General features: G+C 72.7%; 8 protein-coding genes. 1 reads left to right on the top strand and 7 read right to left on the bottom strand.

The genetic code is table 11. From position 1 onward, the window contains the following. Nucleotides 1-10 precede the first annotated feature (10 nt). The gene (locus ACWD1Z_RS16955) at nt 11-4729 is read left to right on the top strand and encodes a hypothetical protein (protein WP_451119388.1); all 4719 of its coding nucleotides are present in this window, start codon (nt 11-13) and stop codon (nt 4727-4729) included. On the opposite strand, the gene ACWD1Z_RS16950 is transcribed toward ACWD1Z_RS16955, so the two are convergent. From ACWD1Z_RS16950 to ACWD1Z_RS16920, 7 genes are all read right to left on the bottom strand, one after another. Beyond that, entirely contained in the window at nt 4680-6263 is a 1584-nt protein-coding gene (locus ACWD1Z_RS16950) for a GMC family oxidoreductase (RefSeq protein WP_451119386.1), read from the bottom strand. The two genes, ACWD1Z_RS16955 and ACWD1Z_RS16950, sit on opposite strands and share 50 nt — an antisense overlap. Beyond that, a complete protein-coding gene (locus ACWD1Z_RS16945) occupies nt 6250-7803 on the bottom strand; it encodes an APC family permease (RefSeq protein WP_451119384.1) in 1554 nt (517 codons plus the stop codon). The genes ACWD1Z_RS16950 and ACWD1Z_RS16945 overlap by 14 nt, the downstream gene beginning before the upstream one ends. A gap of 80 nt (nt 7804-7883) precedes the next feature. Next, nucleotides 7884-9353 (bottom strand): aldehyde dehydrogenase family protein, encoded by a 1470-nt coding sequence (locus tag ACWD1Z_RS16940; RefSeq protein ID WP_451119382.1) that lies wholly within the window; start codon nt 9351-9353, stop codon nt 7884-7886. Further along, entirely contained in the window at nt 9334-10461 is a 1128-nt protein-coding gene (locus ACWD1Z_RS16935) for an aromatic ring-hydroxylating oxygenase subunit alpha (protein WP_451119700.1), read from the bottom strand. Before ACWD1Z_RS16935 ends, ACWD1Z_RS16940 begins: the two co-directional genes overlap by 20 nt. Before the next feature lie 108 nt (nt 10462-10569). Next, nucleotides 10570-11724 carry an N-methyl-L-tryptophan oxidase gene (gene solA, locus ACWD1Z_RS16930; RefSeq protein ID WP_451119381.1) on the bottom strand — a complete coding sequence of 385 codons (1155 nt, stop codon included), beginning with the start codon at nt 11722-11724 and terminating at the stop codon, nt 10570-10572. 9 nt (nt 11725-11733) lie between these two features. After that, on the bottom strand, nt 11734-14229 hold the full coding sequence (locus ACWD1Z_RS16925; protein WP_451119379.1) for a GcvT family protein: 2496 nt from the start codon (nt 14227-14229) through the stop codon (nt 11734-11736). Nucleotides 14230-14361: 132 nt separating this feature from the next. Beyond that, the gene (locus tag ACWD1Z_RS16920; protein ID WP_451119377.1) at nt 14362-15447 is read right to left on the bottom strand and encodes an S-(hydroxymethyl)mycothiol dehydrogenase; all 1086 of its coding nucleotides are present in this window, start codon (nt 15445-15447) and stop codon (nt 14362-14364) included. Nucleotides 15448-15718 lie beyond the last annotated feature (271 nt).

Below are 15718 nucleotides of genomic sequence, written 5' to 3'. Positions count from 1 at the left end.
AGAGTCCGCCATGTACGAGCTGTCCCGCATCCGCCTCTACTCCATCGGTCCCGCCGGTGCGCGCTACGCCGACACCGTGCTCGACCTGCGGGGCGTGGGCGAGCCCGTGCCCGACCCCGCGCCCGCGCAGGCGGAGTTCTTCGCGGAGGAGCCCGTCGGCCCGCCGCGCCGGCCCGCGCCCGCCGGCGTGCTGTTCCTGGAGAACGGCGGCGGCAAGTCGGTGCTGCTCAAGCTGATCTTCTCGGTGATGCTGCCGGGCCACCGCAACACCCTGGGCGGCGCCAGCTCCGGTGTGCTGCGCAAGTTCCTGCTCGCCGACGACTGCGGACACGTCGCCCTGGAGTGGCAGCACACGCTGACCGGCGAGTGCGTGGTGGTCGGCAAGGTGAGCGAGTGGCGCGGGCGGCAGGTCTCCAACGACCCGCGGAAGTTCGCCGAGGCCTGGTACTCCTTCCGGCCCGGGCCCGGGCTCGCGCTGGACAACCTGCCGGTCGCCGAGTCCACCGCCGTCCGCCCGTCCGTCGAGGGCGCCTCCGGCGCGCAGGGCCGCCGCCGCACCATGAAGGGCTTCCGGGACGCCCTCACCGAGGCGGGCAAGGCGTATCCGCATCTGGAGGTGCACTGGGAGGAGATCCACGACCGGTGGATCGAGCACCTCGGCGACCTCGGCCTGGACCCCGAACTCTTCCGCTACCAGCGGGAGATGAACGCCGACGAGGGCGAGGCCGCCGGCCTGTTCGCGGTGAAGAAGGACTCCGACTTCACCGACCTGCTGCTGCGCGCGGTGACCGACACCCGGGACACCGACGGGCTCGCCGACCTGGTCAGCGGGTTCGGCAACAAGCTCGGGCGGCGCGCCGAGCTGATCGCCGAGCGGGACTTCACCGCCGGGTCCGTCGATCTGCTCGGGCGGATCGTGGAGGCGGCCGAGGCGCGCTCCCGCGCGCGGGACATCCACACCGCGGCCGAGCGGCGGACCCGGACCCTGGCACGGCGGCTTTCCGCGCGCGGGGCCCGGGAGCGGGTACGGGCGGCCGACCTCGCCCAGCGGGTCACCGCCGCCGCGTACGCCGTCACGCATGCCGAGGCGGGGCGGGAGCGCAGCGCTTCGATCGCCGCCGAACTCGCCTACCGGCACGCCTCGCTGGCCCTCGCCGCCGCCGAGAAGTCCGCGGCCGCGCAGAAGCGCGAGCTGGCCGAGGCCCGCACCCTGCACTCCGCCTGGCAGGCCGCCGAGGCCGTGCTGCGGCACCGCGCCGCCGCCGACCGGGTCGCGCGCGTGGCCGCCGCGATCCAGGAGGCCGAGCGGGACGCCGCCCCCGCCCTCGCCGCCCGCGCGAAGGCCGCCGTCGATCTCGTACGGGCGCTGCACGCGGCCGCGGAGAGCGCCGAGGCCCTCGCCAACGAGGGGGAGGAGCGGTCGGCCGCGCTGCAGGAGGTCGGCGAGGCCGCCCACCGGGACGCCACCTCCGCCGCCACCGAGGCCCAGCGCGCCCGCAGCGAGATCGGCCACCTCAAGCAGCGCCTGTCCGAGGTCGAGCAGGAGACCGCCGAGGCCGTGCGCGCCGGCTGGCTCGACGACAGCGCCCCCGACGCCGACCCGGCCCGCGCGGCCCTCGCCGCGAGCGACGCCGAGAAGAGTGCCGTCGCCGCCTGGGACTCCGCGCGGGAGGCCTCCCGGCGGGCGTCGGAGCACGCCCGCGAGGCGGCCGCCACGGAGTCCCGCGCCGAACTCACCGCGGCCCGCGCGGCCGACGCGGCGACGGCCGCCCAGCGGTCCTACGAGGCGGAGCAGCGGCTCGCCGAGGCGCTGGCGGCCGAGGAGCGGCTGGCCGAGCTGCTGAGCCTGCCGGGCGCCCCCGGCGCGCGGGCGGGCCTGCCGGGGCCCCGGACCGGGCTGGACGCCGGATCCGGCGGCACTGCCCCGCACGCCGACGCCGGTACCACCCCGCGCGGCCGGACGACCGGCACCGGAGGGTCCGTCGGCCCGCGCCTCGCCCCGGACGGCATGCTGACACCCGAGGAGCTCGACCGCTTCGCCGACGAACTGCGCGAACTCCTCGACGACGCCGTCTCCTCCGCCGAACGGCAGCTCTTCGAGCTGCGGACGGCCGCCGCCGACGACTCCCGCATCCTCGGCGCCCTCGGCGACGGCGGACTGCTGCCGCCGGGACCCGACGTGCTGGCCACCGTGGAGTTCCTCGGCGAGCACGGCATCCCCGCCCTGCCCGGCTGGCGCTACCTCGCCCAGGCCGTCGACCCCGCCGACCACGCGCGCGTGCTGGCCGCCCGGCCCGAGCTGGTCGACGGCGTCATCATCACCGACCCCGCCACGCACGCGCGGGCCCGCGAGGTGCTGGGCGAAGCGGCCCTGCTGCCCCGGTCCGCCGTGGCCGTCGGCACCGCCGCAGCCCTCCTCGCCCCCACACCGGGCACCGACGCGCACACCGGCGACGTCTTCCTCGTACCGCCGAACCCGGCCATGCACGACGAGCACGCCGCCGACGAGGAGCGGCAGGCGCTGCGCGCGCGGGCGGCCGAGCGGGACCAGGAGATCCGCGCCCTCGCCGCCCGGCTCGGCAAGGACCGGGAGCTCGCCGCGCGGCTCGCCTCCTGGCGCACCGGCTGCCCGGCCGGACGGCTGGTCGAACTGGCCGGGACGGCGCGGGAGGCCCGCGCGTTCGCGGAGGAGTCCGAGGCCGAGCTAGCCGAGGCGCGGACCGTGCGCGCGGAGGCCGACGAGGCCGCCGCGGAGGCCGCCCAGGTCCGCGACGAGCGGCAGGAGGCCGCGCAGAAGGCCCGGCGCGCCGCCGACGCCCTCGCCGGACTCGCCTTCCGGCTGCGCGAGCGGGCCGGCTGGCAGGCCAAGCTGCGGGAACTCGCCGACGAGGCCGCCGAGTCGGAGGCCCGCGCCCAGACCTGCCTGGAGCGTGCCCGCGCCGCCGACGAGGACCGGCGGGCCGCCCAGCGCGCCGCGGACGACGCCCGCCGCACCGCGCGGGCCCTGCGTGCCGAGCGCGCCGAGATCGCGGGCGCCCCCGACGACGTACCGGAGACCGACGCCGAGGCGTCCAAGGCGTCGCTGCCGGCCCTGCGCGAGGCCTACCGGGCCGCCTCGCAGGTGTACGAGAAGGTCGGCGTCGGCGCCGACCTGCGGGCCGAGCAGGCCCGTGCGGAGAGCGACGAGAGCGCGGCGCGCGCGGAGCTGGACCGGCTGAGCAACAAGGTCCGCACCCGCGCGGAGCAGTTGCTCCAGTCCCCCGACGGTTCCGACGGGCCGTCCCGGCAGGCGGCCGTCGCCCGCGCGGAGGAGCTGGTGCAGCTCCTGGAGACCCGGATGTCGACGGCGAGCGAGCAGCTCGGGCGGCTGCGCGGCGAGGCCGAACGGCACGCGCCCGAGGACGGCGAGCAGGCGCACACCGAGCTGGCCGAGGAGCTCCAGCCGCGCGACGCCGAGCACGCCCAGGCGCTGCTGCGCACGGCGACCGCCGAACTCGCCTCGCGCACCGAGGCGCTGGGCCGGGCCCGGGAGGCGCACGCCGAGCTGCTGGGGGCCCACCGCGCCGCCGAGGACGCGGCCGGCGGCTTCGACGAGATCGCCGCGATGCTCCGCGACCTGCTGCGCGAGCACACCCCGGAGGAGGACCAGGAGGAGACCGAGCCGTATCCCGGCAGCCCGGACGAGGCCCGGCAGTCCGCCGCCGAGGCCCGCCGGTCGCTGCGCGGCTGCGCCGCCGACCTGTCCGCCGCCGAGGCGGCCGTCCGCGAGGCGAGCGATGTGCTCGTGCGGCACGCCAACTCCACGCGGTACGAGCAGGTACGCACCCCCGCGCGGCAGCAGATCCGGGAGCTGCCCGCGGCCTCGCTGCCCGAGCACGCACAGAAGTGGGCGGACGCCTTCGCACCCCGACTGCGCGTCCTCACCGACGAGTTGGCCCAGCTGGAGCGCAACCGCGACTCGATCGTGGACCGGCTGCGCGGGCTGGTGGAGTCGGCGCTCGCCACCCTCCGGTCCGCGCAGCGGCTGTCCCGGCTGCCCGAGGGCCTCGGCGAGTGGTCCGGGCAGGAGTTCCTGCGGATCCGGTTCGAGGAGCCCGACCAGGCCACGCTCACCGAGCGGCTCGGCGAGGTCATCGACGAGGCCACGCGCGCGGCGGTGAAGAAGAACTCCGATCTGCGGCGGGACGGGATGTCCCTGCTGCTGCGCGGAGTCGGCGCCGCGCTCCAGCCCAAGGGCGTCGCCGTGGAGATCCTCAAGCCGGACGCGGTGCTGCGTGCGGAGCGCGTGCCCGTCGGGCAGATGGGCGATGTGTTCTCCGGCGGACAGCTGCTCACCGCGGCCATCGCGCTGTACTGCACGATGGCGGCCCTGCGCTCGAACGACCGGGGCCGGGACAAGCACCGCCACGCCGGCACGCTGTTCCTGGACAACCCCATCGGCCGCGCCAACGCGACCTACCTGCTGGAACTGCAGCGCGCGGTCTCCGACGCCCTCGGTGTGCAGCTGCTGTACACCACCGGCCTCTTCGACACCACCGCGCTGGCTGAGTTCCCGCTGGTCATCCGGCTGCGCAACGACGCCGACCTGCGGGCGGGACTGAAGTACATCAGCGTCGAGGAACACCTCCGCCCGGGACTGCCCCAGCAGTCCCAGGGGGAGGAGGCGGTGCACAGCGAGATCACGGCGACCCGGATGTACCGACGGCCCCCGGCCGACGATCGGCCTTGATCAGATCCGCGCACTTCTCGCCAATCACCATGGTCGTGATGCACGGATTGACGGTCACCAGATCCGGCATCACCGACCCGTCCGCCACCCGCAGCCCCTCGACCCCCTTGACCCGCAGCCGCGCGTCGAGCGGGGCCGTGGGGTCGTCGTCCGCGCCCATCTTCACCGTGCAGGACGGGTGGTAGACCGTGTTGTGGGTCCGGTGGATGTAGTCCAGCAGTTCGTCGTCGGAGCGGACGTCCGGCCCGGGGGCCAGTTCGGCTCCCGCCCAGCCGCTGAGCGCGGGCTGCGCGGCTATCCGGCGGGCGAGCCTCAGGCCGTACGTCATCACGCGCACGTCGTGCTCGTGCGTGAAGTACCGGGGATCCACCCGGGGCTTGTCCCGGTAGTCGCGGGTGCGCAGGCGGACCGTGCCCCGTGACTTCGCCCGCGTGACGTTGGGGGTGAGGCAGAACGCGTTCTCGGACGTGGGGTAGCCGTGGCGCGCCGTGTTCATGTCGAACGGCACGGAGCCGTAGTGGAACATCAGGTCCGGCCGGTCCAGGCCCGGTTCGGTGTCGTAGAAGATGCCCGCCTCCCACCACTGGCTGGACGCGGTGGTCATGGGCCGCCGGGCCTCCCACATGATGACGCCCTCGGGGTGGTCCTGGAGGTTCTCGCCGACGCCCGGGGCGTCCACCACCACCTCGACGCCGACCTCGCGCAGGTGCGCGGCCGGTCCGATGCCCGACTGCATCAGGAGCTTGGGGGAGTCGATCGCCCCGCACGAGACGACGACCTCGCGCCGGGCCCGTACCGTCCGGCTGTGGATCAGGTCGGGGTCCAGGTACTCGGCGCCGACGCAGCGCCGGCCGTCGAGGAGGAGCTTCTTGGCCCGTACGCCGGTACGGACCTCCAGGTTGGGCCGCTTGCCCATCACCGGGTGCAGGTAGGCCACCGATGACGACTGGCGGACGTTGTTCTCGTCGGAGTTGATCTGGAACCAGTTGGCGCCCCGGATCACCGTCCGGCCGGTGTTGAAGGCCGTCGTCGGTATGCCCGCCTGCGCGCACGCCTCCAGCAGGGCCGTGCCGCACGGGTCCGCGCCCTTGAGCGTGCGCAGTTTCACCGGGCCGGTGCGGCCGTGGTGGTCGCCGGGGGCGTCGTTGTTCTCCAGGCGCCGGAAGAGCGGGAACAGGTCGGCCGCGCTCCAGCCGGTGCAGCCGCCCGCCGCCCAGTCGTCCAGGTCCTCGGCGGGGGCCCAGAAGGCGATGCAGGAGTTGTGCGAGGAGCAGCCGCCGAGCACCTTGGCGCGGGCGTGCCGCAGGAAGCTGTTGCCGCTGGACTGCGGCTCGACCGGGTAGTCCCAGTCGTAGCCGGACTCCAGCAGGCCCATCCAGCGCTCCAGCCGCAGGACGGCGTCGTCGCCGACGTCGCTCGGCCCGGCCTCCAGGACGCACACCGTGACCGCCGGATCCTCCGACAGCCGGGCCGCGACCACATTGCCCGCGGTGCCGCCGCCGACCACGACGTAGTCGAACTCATCGCTGCTCAAGACGGTCTCCTTCGGCCTCCGCGGCGGTCTGCGACCGGTGCTCGGCCAGCACACCCGTGCGGTGCCGCTGGACGAACCAGTAGTAGGCGAAGCCGCCGCCCGCGATGACCCCGACGAACAGGACCGCGCCCCACTGCAGGTACCAGTGGAAGGGGGCGCTGGCGTTGTAGACGGAGGCCCGCGGCCAGATCAGGTTGATCGTCATGCCGAGGCCCCACAGCACGGCCAGCGTGTTGACGAGCAGACCCCAATGGCCCAGCGAGAAGCGGCCGTCGCCGGCCGGCTGCCATCTGCCGCGCAGCCGCGCCACCAGCATCGGGGCCGTGACGCCCAGGTAGGCGAGGTAGATCATGATGATGCCGATGCTGGTGACGACCGTGAAGATCTGCGGCTGCCGGATGTTGACCACCAGGATCGCCAGCGCCAGGATCCCGATGATCACGGTCGGCAGGACCGGGGTGTGGAACCGCGGGTGGCACTTGGCCAGCTTCGAGGACGCGGGCAGGTTGTTGTCCCGGGCCATCGCGAACGCCAGCCGGACCGCGGCCGTGTGGACCGCCAGGGCGCAGACGGTGACCGCGATCAGCACGCACCACAGCATCGCCTTGCCGGCCGTCGAGCCGAGCACGTCCAGCACGATGTACTGCAGTCCGTCCGTGGAGAGCCGCTCCCCCTTGAGGCTGGAGACGCTCATCAGGGCCAGGAGCAGGATCAGGCCGCCGAGGACGAAGGAGGCCACGATCGCCCGGATGATGGCGCGCGGCGCGTTCCGGGTGGGATCGAGTGACTCCTCGCCGAGCGAGGCGGCCGTGTCGAAGCCGTACATCACGTACGCGGACGCCAGCGACGCGACGAGGAACGCGCCCAGGTACCCGGCGCCGTAGCCCGCGCCGGTGTCGTTGGTCTCCATGACCACCTGCGGGCCGCGGGTGATGTGGACGGCGAACAGGACGATCAATACAACGGTGGCGATCAACTCGATGAACACGCCCGCCGTGTTGATCCGGGCCATCAGCTTGACGCCGAAGGCGTTCACCAGGGTGGTGAACAGGATCAGCACCGCGGCCAGGATGACCGCGTTGGTCGCCACGTCATACTTTCCGGTGCCGTCGCCCACGAGCTGGAACGCGTCGGAGATCTGCGGCAGCGTCAGCTGGTAGGCCAGCGCCACGGCCGCGATGGACACGATGGACGCGATCAGCATCATCCACCCGGCGAGCCAGCCCAGGTGCGGATTGCCTATCCTCTTCGACCAGTTGTAGACGGACCCCGCCACCGGGTAGCGGGCCGCCAGTTCCGCGAAGCAGAGGGCGACCATGAACTGGCCGCCGAAGACCATCGGCCACGACCACCAGTAGGCGGGGCCGCCGCTGCCGTAGCCGAAGTAGAAGAGCTGGAAGGTGCCGGTCAGGATCGAGATGTAGCTGATGCCGGCGGCGAAGGTGTGGAAGGTGCCGAGGGTGCGCTTGAGTTCGGGTCGGTAGCCGAACTCGGCGAGTTCGGCGTCGTCGGCGTCTCTCGGTGGGTGGGTCGTGGTCATGAGCGGACTCCTGGTGGGCCTGAGGGAGGACGGGGAGCGGCTCGTGCGGGGGCCGAGGGTTGCGTGCTGCTACCCGGGGATCAGCTGAACCATCCCTGAGGCGTGGGGCTGGTGTTGCGCCAGATGTGTTTGGTCTCGCGGTACTCGGCGAGCCCGGAGGGGCCGAGCTCCCGCCCGAAACCGGACTGCTTGTAGCCGCCCCACTCGGCCCCCGGGACGTACGGGTGGTAGTCGTTGATCCAGACCGTGCCGGTGCGCAGCGCGGCCGCGACCCGCGCGGCCTTGCCCTCGTCGTCCGTCCATACCGCGCCGGCCAGGCCGTAGACGGTGTCGTTGGCCAGGCGTACGGCCTCCTCCTCGCCGGTGAAGCGCTCCACCGTGAGCACCGGCCCGAAGGACTCCTCCTGGACCACCGACATCCCGGCGGCGCACTCGGCGAGCACCGTGGGCGGGTAGTAGAAGCCCTCGTCGAGACCGGCACCGGTGGGGCGGGCGCCGCCGCAGCGCAGGACCGCGCCCTCGGCGAGCCCCTTGGCCACGTAGGCCTCGACCTTGGCGCGGTGGGCCGCCGAGATCAGCGGCCCGGTCTGGGCGTGCTCGTCGAAGGGCCCGCCGAGCCTGATCCCGGCGGCCCGCCGTACGACCTGGTCGACGAACCGGTCGTGCAGCGGCTCCTCCACGAGCAGCCGGGCGCCCGCCGAGCAGACCTGCCCGGAGTGCAGGAACACGGCCGTCAGCGCCATGTCGACGGCCGTGTCGAAGTCGGCGTCGGCGAAGACGATGTCGGGGTTCTTGCCGCCGAGTTCCAGCGCGACCTTCTTCACGGTCCCGGCCGCGGCCGCCATCAGCCGCCGCCCGGTGTGCAGACCCCCGGTGAAGGAGACGAGGTCGACGTCCGGGTGGTCGGCGAGCGGGGCGCCCGCCTCGGGTCCCGCGCCGAGCACCAGATTGCCGGCGCCCGGCGGGAGTCCGGCCTCGTCCAGCAGCCGCATCAGATGGATCGCGGTGTGCGGGGTCAGCTCGCTCGGCTTCAGCACGAAGGTGTTGCCCGCCGCGAGCGCGGGGGCCACCTTCCAGGCCGTCTGCAACAGCGGGTAGTTCCACGGGGTGATGAGCCCGCAGACCCCGACCGGCTCGTGCACCACCCGGCTGTCGATGGCCCGCGCGCCGGTGTCGACGACCCGGCCGGTCCCCTCGCTGGCGACGAGCCGCCCGAAGTAGCGGAAGCAGTTGGCCACGTCGTCGATGTCGTACTCGCTCTCCACGAGCCGCTTTCCGGTGTCGAGCGACTCGGCCCGGGCGATCGACTCCTTGTCGCGTACGAGGAGGCCGGCGACGCGCAGCAGCAGGTCACCGCGCTCCTGCGGTGCGGTCCCGGGCCAGGGGCCGGTGTCGAAGGCGCGGCGGGCGGCGCCGATCGCCGCCACGGTGTCCTTGCCGCCCGCCTCGTCCACCACCCCGACCAGCGAGCCGTCGGCCGGACAGCGGATCTCCCGGGTGCGCTCGTCGAGCGCGGCCCGCCACTCGCCGTCAATGAACAGGTCCGGCATGGCCGCCTCCCAGCTTTTCCAGGATCCACTGGTGGAAGATCCCGATGTGGTGCTCGTTGGGGACCAGCACACCACCCGCGCGGTACGCCCGGGACGCCATGGCCGGCTGTGTCCGCTCACAGGCCTCGAAGTCCTGCTCGTTGACCCGGTGGAACAGCTCCACCGACTTCGACACGTCGGCTCCGGACGCGACGACCTCGGGGGCGTACAGCCAGTCGCACTCGACGACCGTGCGGTCCTCGGCCAGCGGGAACATGCGGTGCAGGATCACATGGTCCGGCACGAGGTTGACGAAGACCGCCGGCTTGACGGTGACGGCGTAGTAGCGGCGGTCCTGGTCCTCACTCACCCCCGGCAGCTTCGCGAAGCCCTCGCTGCCGTCCACGGTGAAGCCCTTGACCTCCTCGCCGAACTCGGCGCCGTGGCCGACGTAGTACTGCGCGGCGTAGCCGTCGGCGAACTCCGGCAGCACCTCGGTGAGTTCGGGGTGGATCGTGGCGCAGTGGTAGCACTCCATGAAGTTCTCGACGATCAGTTTCCAGTTGGCCTTCACGTCGTAGGAGATGCGCCGGCCGAGGGTGAGGTTCTCCGTGCCGTAGTGCTCGATGGCCGCGGTGTCGCCGAGCCGTTCGACGGCGGCGCCCAGGACGGTCTCCTCGAAGGAGGGCGGTTGGTCGGCGAGGCACACCCAGGCGTAGCCCAGCCACTCGCGCAGGGCCACCTTGATCAATCCGTACTGGACCCTGTCGACGTCGGGCATCTTGATCAAGTTGGGGGCGGCGATCAATGTGCCGTCAAGGTCGTACGTCCAAGCGTGATACGGACACTGGAGGTTGCGCCTGACCTCACCCGAGTCCTCCATGCACAGCCGCGCTCCACGATGACGGCATACGTTGAGGAAGGCGCGCAGGTCGCCTCTGCGGGTCCGCGTGATGATCACGCTCTCGCGGCCGACTTGGACCGTACGGAAGGCGCCCGGCCTGGCGAGGTCGGCGCCGCGGACGGCGCAGAACCACATCGACTCGAAGATGTGCTCCTGTTCGCGCCGGAAGATGCCGGGGTCGGTGTAGTAGTGGCCCGGCAGCGTCGCGAGCAGGCTGGGCGGCATCGGGGTCGTCGTCACGTGCGTGCTCCTGTCGTCGGCGTGCGGCTCAGGTGTGCGGCCCAGGTGTGTGGCTCAGGCGTGTGGCTCAGGCTGGCGGCCCAGGTGTGTGGCTCAGGCGGGCGCGGCGGCGAGGCGGGCGGGGTCGAACAGGCCGATGGGGTGCTCGGTGGCGCCCGTCATGGCCAGGTCGGCGAGGATCTCCCCGACCACGGGCACGAACTTGAAGCCGTGCCCGGAGAATCCGCAGGCCACGGTGACCGAGTCCGGGTGCGCCGGATGGCGGGCGATGACGAAGTGCTCGTCGGGGCTGTTGGAGTACATGCAGGTCGCGGCCCTGAGGAAAGTGCCGGGCAGGTCGGGGACGCAACGCGACAGGTGGTCCGCCATCGCCCGGACCTCGTGCTCGTGAACCGTGCGGTCGATGGTCTCCGGGGTGGTGATCTCGCCCTTGCGGAAGAAGGCCGCCTTGGCGCCGAGTCCGGGTCCGTCGATCGCGGGGAAGCCGTAGGCCTGGATGCCTCGGGTGTCCTCCCAGATGTAGATGGGGTGCTGCTCCGGGCGGAACGGCTCGATGCCCTGCTTCGGCTGGAACCAGTACATGACCTGCCGCTCGATGGTGAACGGCACGCCGAGATCGGCGAGCAGCCGGGGCGCCCAGGCGCCGGGGCAGATCACCAGCTGACCCGCGGTGTAGGTGTTCTCGGCGGTGTGCACGCGGACGCCGTCCCGGTACGGCTCCCAGCGGGTCACCGGCTCCTCGAAGTGCAGGTCGGCGCCCTGCCGGGTGGCCAGCTGGAGATGGGCGGCCACGGTGTGCTCGGGGCGCAGCAGCCCGGCCCGCCGCTCGTACAGCGCCACCTCGTCGTCCTTCGGGGTGAGCGTCGGGAAGCGGCGGCGGATCTCCTTCGCGTCGAGCATCTCGTGCGGCAGGTCCCACTGGCGTGCCGAGCGCAGCGAACCGGCGACCGTCCGGGTCTCCGGGCGGCCGACCATCACACCGCCGCAGAGCGTGGCGATGTCCCGGCCGCTGGCCCGCTCCAGGTCGTCGTACAGCTCGTAGGCGCGCAGCAGCAGCGGTACGTAGGCGGGGTCCTCGAAGTACGACTGGCGGGTGATACGGGAACCGCCGTGGCTGGAGCCGCGCTGGTGGACCGGACCGAACCGCTCCAGGCCGAGGACGCGTGCGCCGCGCGCGGAGAGGTGGTGGGCGGCGGCGCTGCCCATGCCGCCGAGGCCGATGACGATCACGTCGAAGGTGGGGGACATCTGCGTCTCCTAGCGCCGGATGCGGGTCATCTTCGGGTCGAAGAGCGGCTCTTCGGCGACCGTGGCCGGGATCCTCTCGCCGAAGTACCCGATGTGCACGGCGGTGCCGGTGGCGAGCGGGGGCAGCCACGCGTAGGCGACGCAGCGGCCCAGGGTGTAGCCGTACGAGGCGCTGGTCACGTAACCGGCCGGGGCGCCGTCGACGTGGACGGGCTCCTTGCCGAGGACGACGGCGGCGGGGTCGTCGAGGAGGAGGGGGGTGAGTCGGCGGGTCTGCGCGGGGCGGTCGCGGAGCGCCTCCTGGCCCACGAACCCGTCCTTGTCCATCCGCACCGCGAATCCGAGGCCCGCCTCGAACGGGTCGTGCTCGTCGGTCATGTCGACGCCCCACGCGCGGTACCCCTTCTCCAGCCGCAGCGAGTTGAAGGCCGAGCGGCCGGCGGCGATCACCCCGAGGCCCTGGCCCGCCTCCCAGAGGGTGTCCCACAGACGCAGGCCCAGATCGGCGGTCGTGTACAGCTCCCAGCCGAGTTCACCGACGTACGACAGGCGCATGGCGGTCACCGGGACGTGGCCGATGTACGTCTCCTTCGCCCGGAAGTAGCCGAAGGCCCCGTGCGAGAAGTCGTCGTGGGTGAGGGGCTGGACGAGGTCGCGGGCGAGCGGCCCCCAGACGCCGATGCAGCAGGTGCCGGAGGTGATGTCCCGGAGGTGGACGTCCTCGGGCGCGTGGCGGACGAGCCAGTCCAGGTCGGCGGGGGAGTTGGCGCCGACCTGGAAGCGGTCGGGGGCGAGCCGGGCGACGGTGAGGTCGGAGCGGATGCCGCCGGTCGGGTCGAGCAGGAGGGTGTAGGTGACCGCGCCGGGCTTCTTGCGGAGGTTGTTGCTGGTCATGCGGTTGAGGAAGTCGAGGGCTCCGGGGCCGGTGACCTCCAGGCGGCGCAGCGGGGTCATGTCGTACAGGGCGACCTTCTCGCGGGTCGCCCGTGCCTCCGCCGCCGCGATGGGCGACCAGTAGCGGGAGGACCAGGCGTCGCGCGGGGGGAGCCGGATCGCGTCGGCGAGGGGCGCGTTGGCCTCGTACCAGTGCGGGCGCTCCCAGCCGCCGCCCTCCAGGAAGAACGCGCCGAGCTGCTGCTGGCGGGCGTAGAAGGGGCTGACGCGCAGCGGGCGGGGCCGCTCCATCGGCTGGAGGGGGTGGAGGACGTCGTACACCTCGACGAACTGCTGTGAACCGCGCTCACGGATGTACGCCGGTGAACGCTGCGCTTCCTCGAAACGCGTGAGGTCGCACTCGTGCAGGTCGAGGCTGGGGCGGCCGTTCACCATCCACTCGGCCACCGCCTTCGCGGCACCGGCGGAGTGGGTGACCCAGACGGCCTCCGCCAGCCAGAAGCCTCGGACGTGCCGCGATTCGCCGAGGACGGGCATGCCGTCGGGGGTGAAGGAGAAGACGCCGTTGAAGCCCTCCTCGATCTCGGAGTCACGCAGTGCCGGGAGCAGCCAGCGGCAGTCGTCCCAGGCCGGTGCCCAGTCCTGCGGGGTGAAGGGGTACGAGGAGGGCATGTCCCGGCCCTGGGCGCGGGCCTCGTCGTACGGCGGCACCGCGAACGGGTCGACGGGCAGCGGCCGGTGGGCGTAGGAGCCGATGCCGATGCGGCCGGTGTGCTCACGGAAGTACAGGTCGCGGTCCTGGAAGCGGAGGATGGGCTTCGAGGCTTCCGTGGTCGCTGTGGTCGCCGTGGTCGCTGTGGTCGTCGTGATCGTTGTGGTCGCTGCTCGGAGCTCCGGCAGCGGCTTGGTCTTCGCGTACTGGTGGGCGAGCGGCTGCAGCGGTACCTGGACGCCGGCCATACGGCCGATCACCGGGCCCCAGAAACCGGCCGCGGAGACGACGTGGTCGGCGCGGAAGGAGCCCTGGTCGGTGCGTACGGCGGTGACGCGGTTCCCTTCCCTCTCGATGCCGGTCACGGTGTGGCGTTCCAGGAAGCGGGCGCCTCTTTCGGTGGCCCGTTCCCGCTGGGCGCGGGCCGCGAGGAGGGCGTGGGCCAGGCCGTCGTCGGGGGTGTGGAAGCCGCCGAGGACCACCGACTCGTCGAGCAGGGGCCACAGTTCCTTGCAGCGGGCGGCGCCGACGATCTCGCCGCGGATGCCCCAGGCGGCGGCGTAACCGGCCCTGCGGTGCAGTTCGGCGAGGCGTTCCGGGGTGGTGGCGAGCTCCAGGCCGCCGACCCGGTCGAAGCAGGGAACTCCGTCCACGGTCAGGGCGTTGAACTTCTCGACCGTGTACTTGGCGAACTCCGAGAGCGTCCGGGACGGGCTGGTTCGGAAGACGAGCCCGGGCGCGTGCGAGGTGGAGCCGCCGGGGGCGGGCAGGGGGCCCTGTTCGAGGACGGTGACGTCGGTCCAGCCGCGCGCGGTCAGTTCGTCGGCGAGCGAGCAGCCGACGATGCCGGCACCGATGACGACCACACGGGGGGACTGGCTTTCGGGCGTGCTGGACATGCCCCTCCTTGCGGGGTGGGGGTCTCAGGGGGTCGCGGGTGTCGGGGAGCTAGGGGTCTCGGAGAGGGGCAAAGGCGTAGGGGCGTCAGGGGGTCTCCGGGACGCTGGGTCCGTGGCGCCGGTCGACGGGGCTCACAGGACCACGACCGAGCGCAGCACCTCACCCCGGTGCATCTTGGCGAAGGCCTCCTCGACCTGGTCGAGGGCGATCGTCTCGGTCACGAAGGCGTTCAGGTCCAGCAGCCCGTAGAGGTACTGGTCGATGAGGAACGGGAAGTCCCTGCTCGGCAGCGAGTCCCCGTACCAGGACGACTTGATCGCGCCGCCGCGTGAGAACACGTCGATCAGCGGGAGTTCGACCTTCATCTCGGGGGAGGGGACGCCGACCTGCACCAGCACACCCGCGTGGTCGCGCATGTAGAAGGCCTGGGTGAAGGTCTCGGGGCGGCCCACGGCGTCGATCGCGATGTCGACCCCATGGCCGTCGGTGAGCGCCCGCACCGCCTCCACCGGGTCCGTGCCACGGGAGTTGACCGTGTGGGTGGCGCCGAACTTCTCCGCCTGGTCGAGCTTCTTGTCGTCGATGTCGACGGCGATGACCTTCATGGCGCCGTTCAGACAGGCTCCGGCGATGGCCGCGTTGCCGACGCCGCCGCAGCCGATGACGGCGACCGAGTCGCCGCGCCCGACCCGGCCGGTGTTCACCGCGGCGCCGTAACCGGCCATCACACCACAGCCGATGAGACCGGCTGCCTCGGGCCGGGCGGCCGGGTCGATCCGCACCGCCTGCCCCGCCGCGACCAGCGTCTTCTCCGCGAAGGCGCCGATGCCGAGGGCGTTGCTGAGCGGGGTGCCGTCGAGCAGCGTCATCGGCTGCTCGGCGTTGCGGGAGTCGAAGCAGTACCAGGCGCGGCCGCGGCGACAGGAAGGGCACCTGCCGCAGGGGGCGCGCCAGGCGAGGACGACGTAGTCGCCGGGCGCGAGGTCGGTGACGCCTTCGCCGACCGCCTCGATCGTGCCGGCCGCCTCATGACCCAGCAGGAACGGGAAGCCGTCATTGACCGCGCCCTCGCGGTAGTGCAGGTCGGTGTGGCAGACCCCGCACGCCTGTACGGCGACCAGCACCTCACCGGGGCCCGGATCGGGGACGACGATCGTCCGCACCTCGACGGGTGCGCCCTTCTTCACAGCGACTACGGCACGGACCTCGTGTGGCACGACCGGGCTCCTCTGCTGTTGCGCACTGCACGATGGGTTGCGCGATGAGGAACATAGTGAGAACGCCATCAAGCGGCCGTCAAGAGGCGCGAGTTAACCCTTGGCAAAAGGAATCCGCGGGGCGAAACGTGTCGGACATATGGCGGCAGAGGCTGTCGGACACGCGACGGCGGGGGCTGTCGGACACGCGACGGCGGGGGCTGTCGGACACGCGACGGCGGGGGCTGTCGGACACGCGACGGCGGGGGCTGTCGGACACGCGACGGCGGGG

The organism is Streptomyces sp. NPDC002784, assembly GCF_053592135.1.
This window is presented reverse-complemented; position numbering and strand designations above follow the sequence as displayed.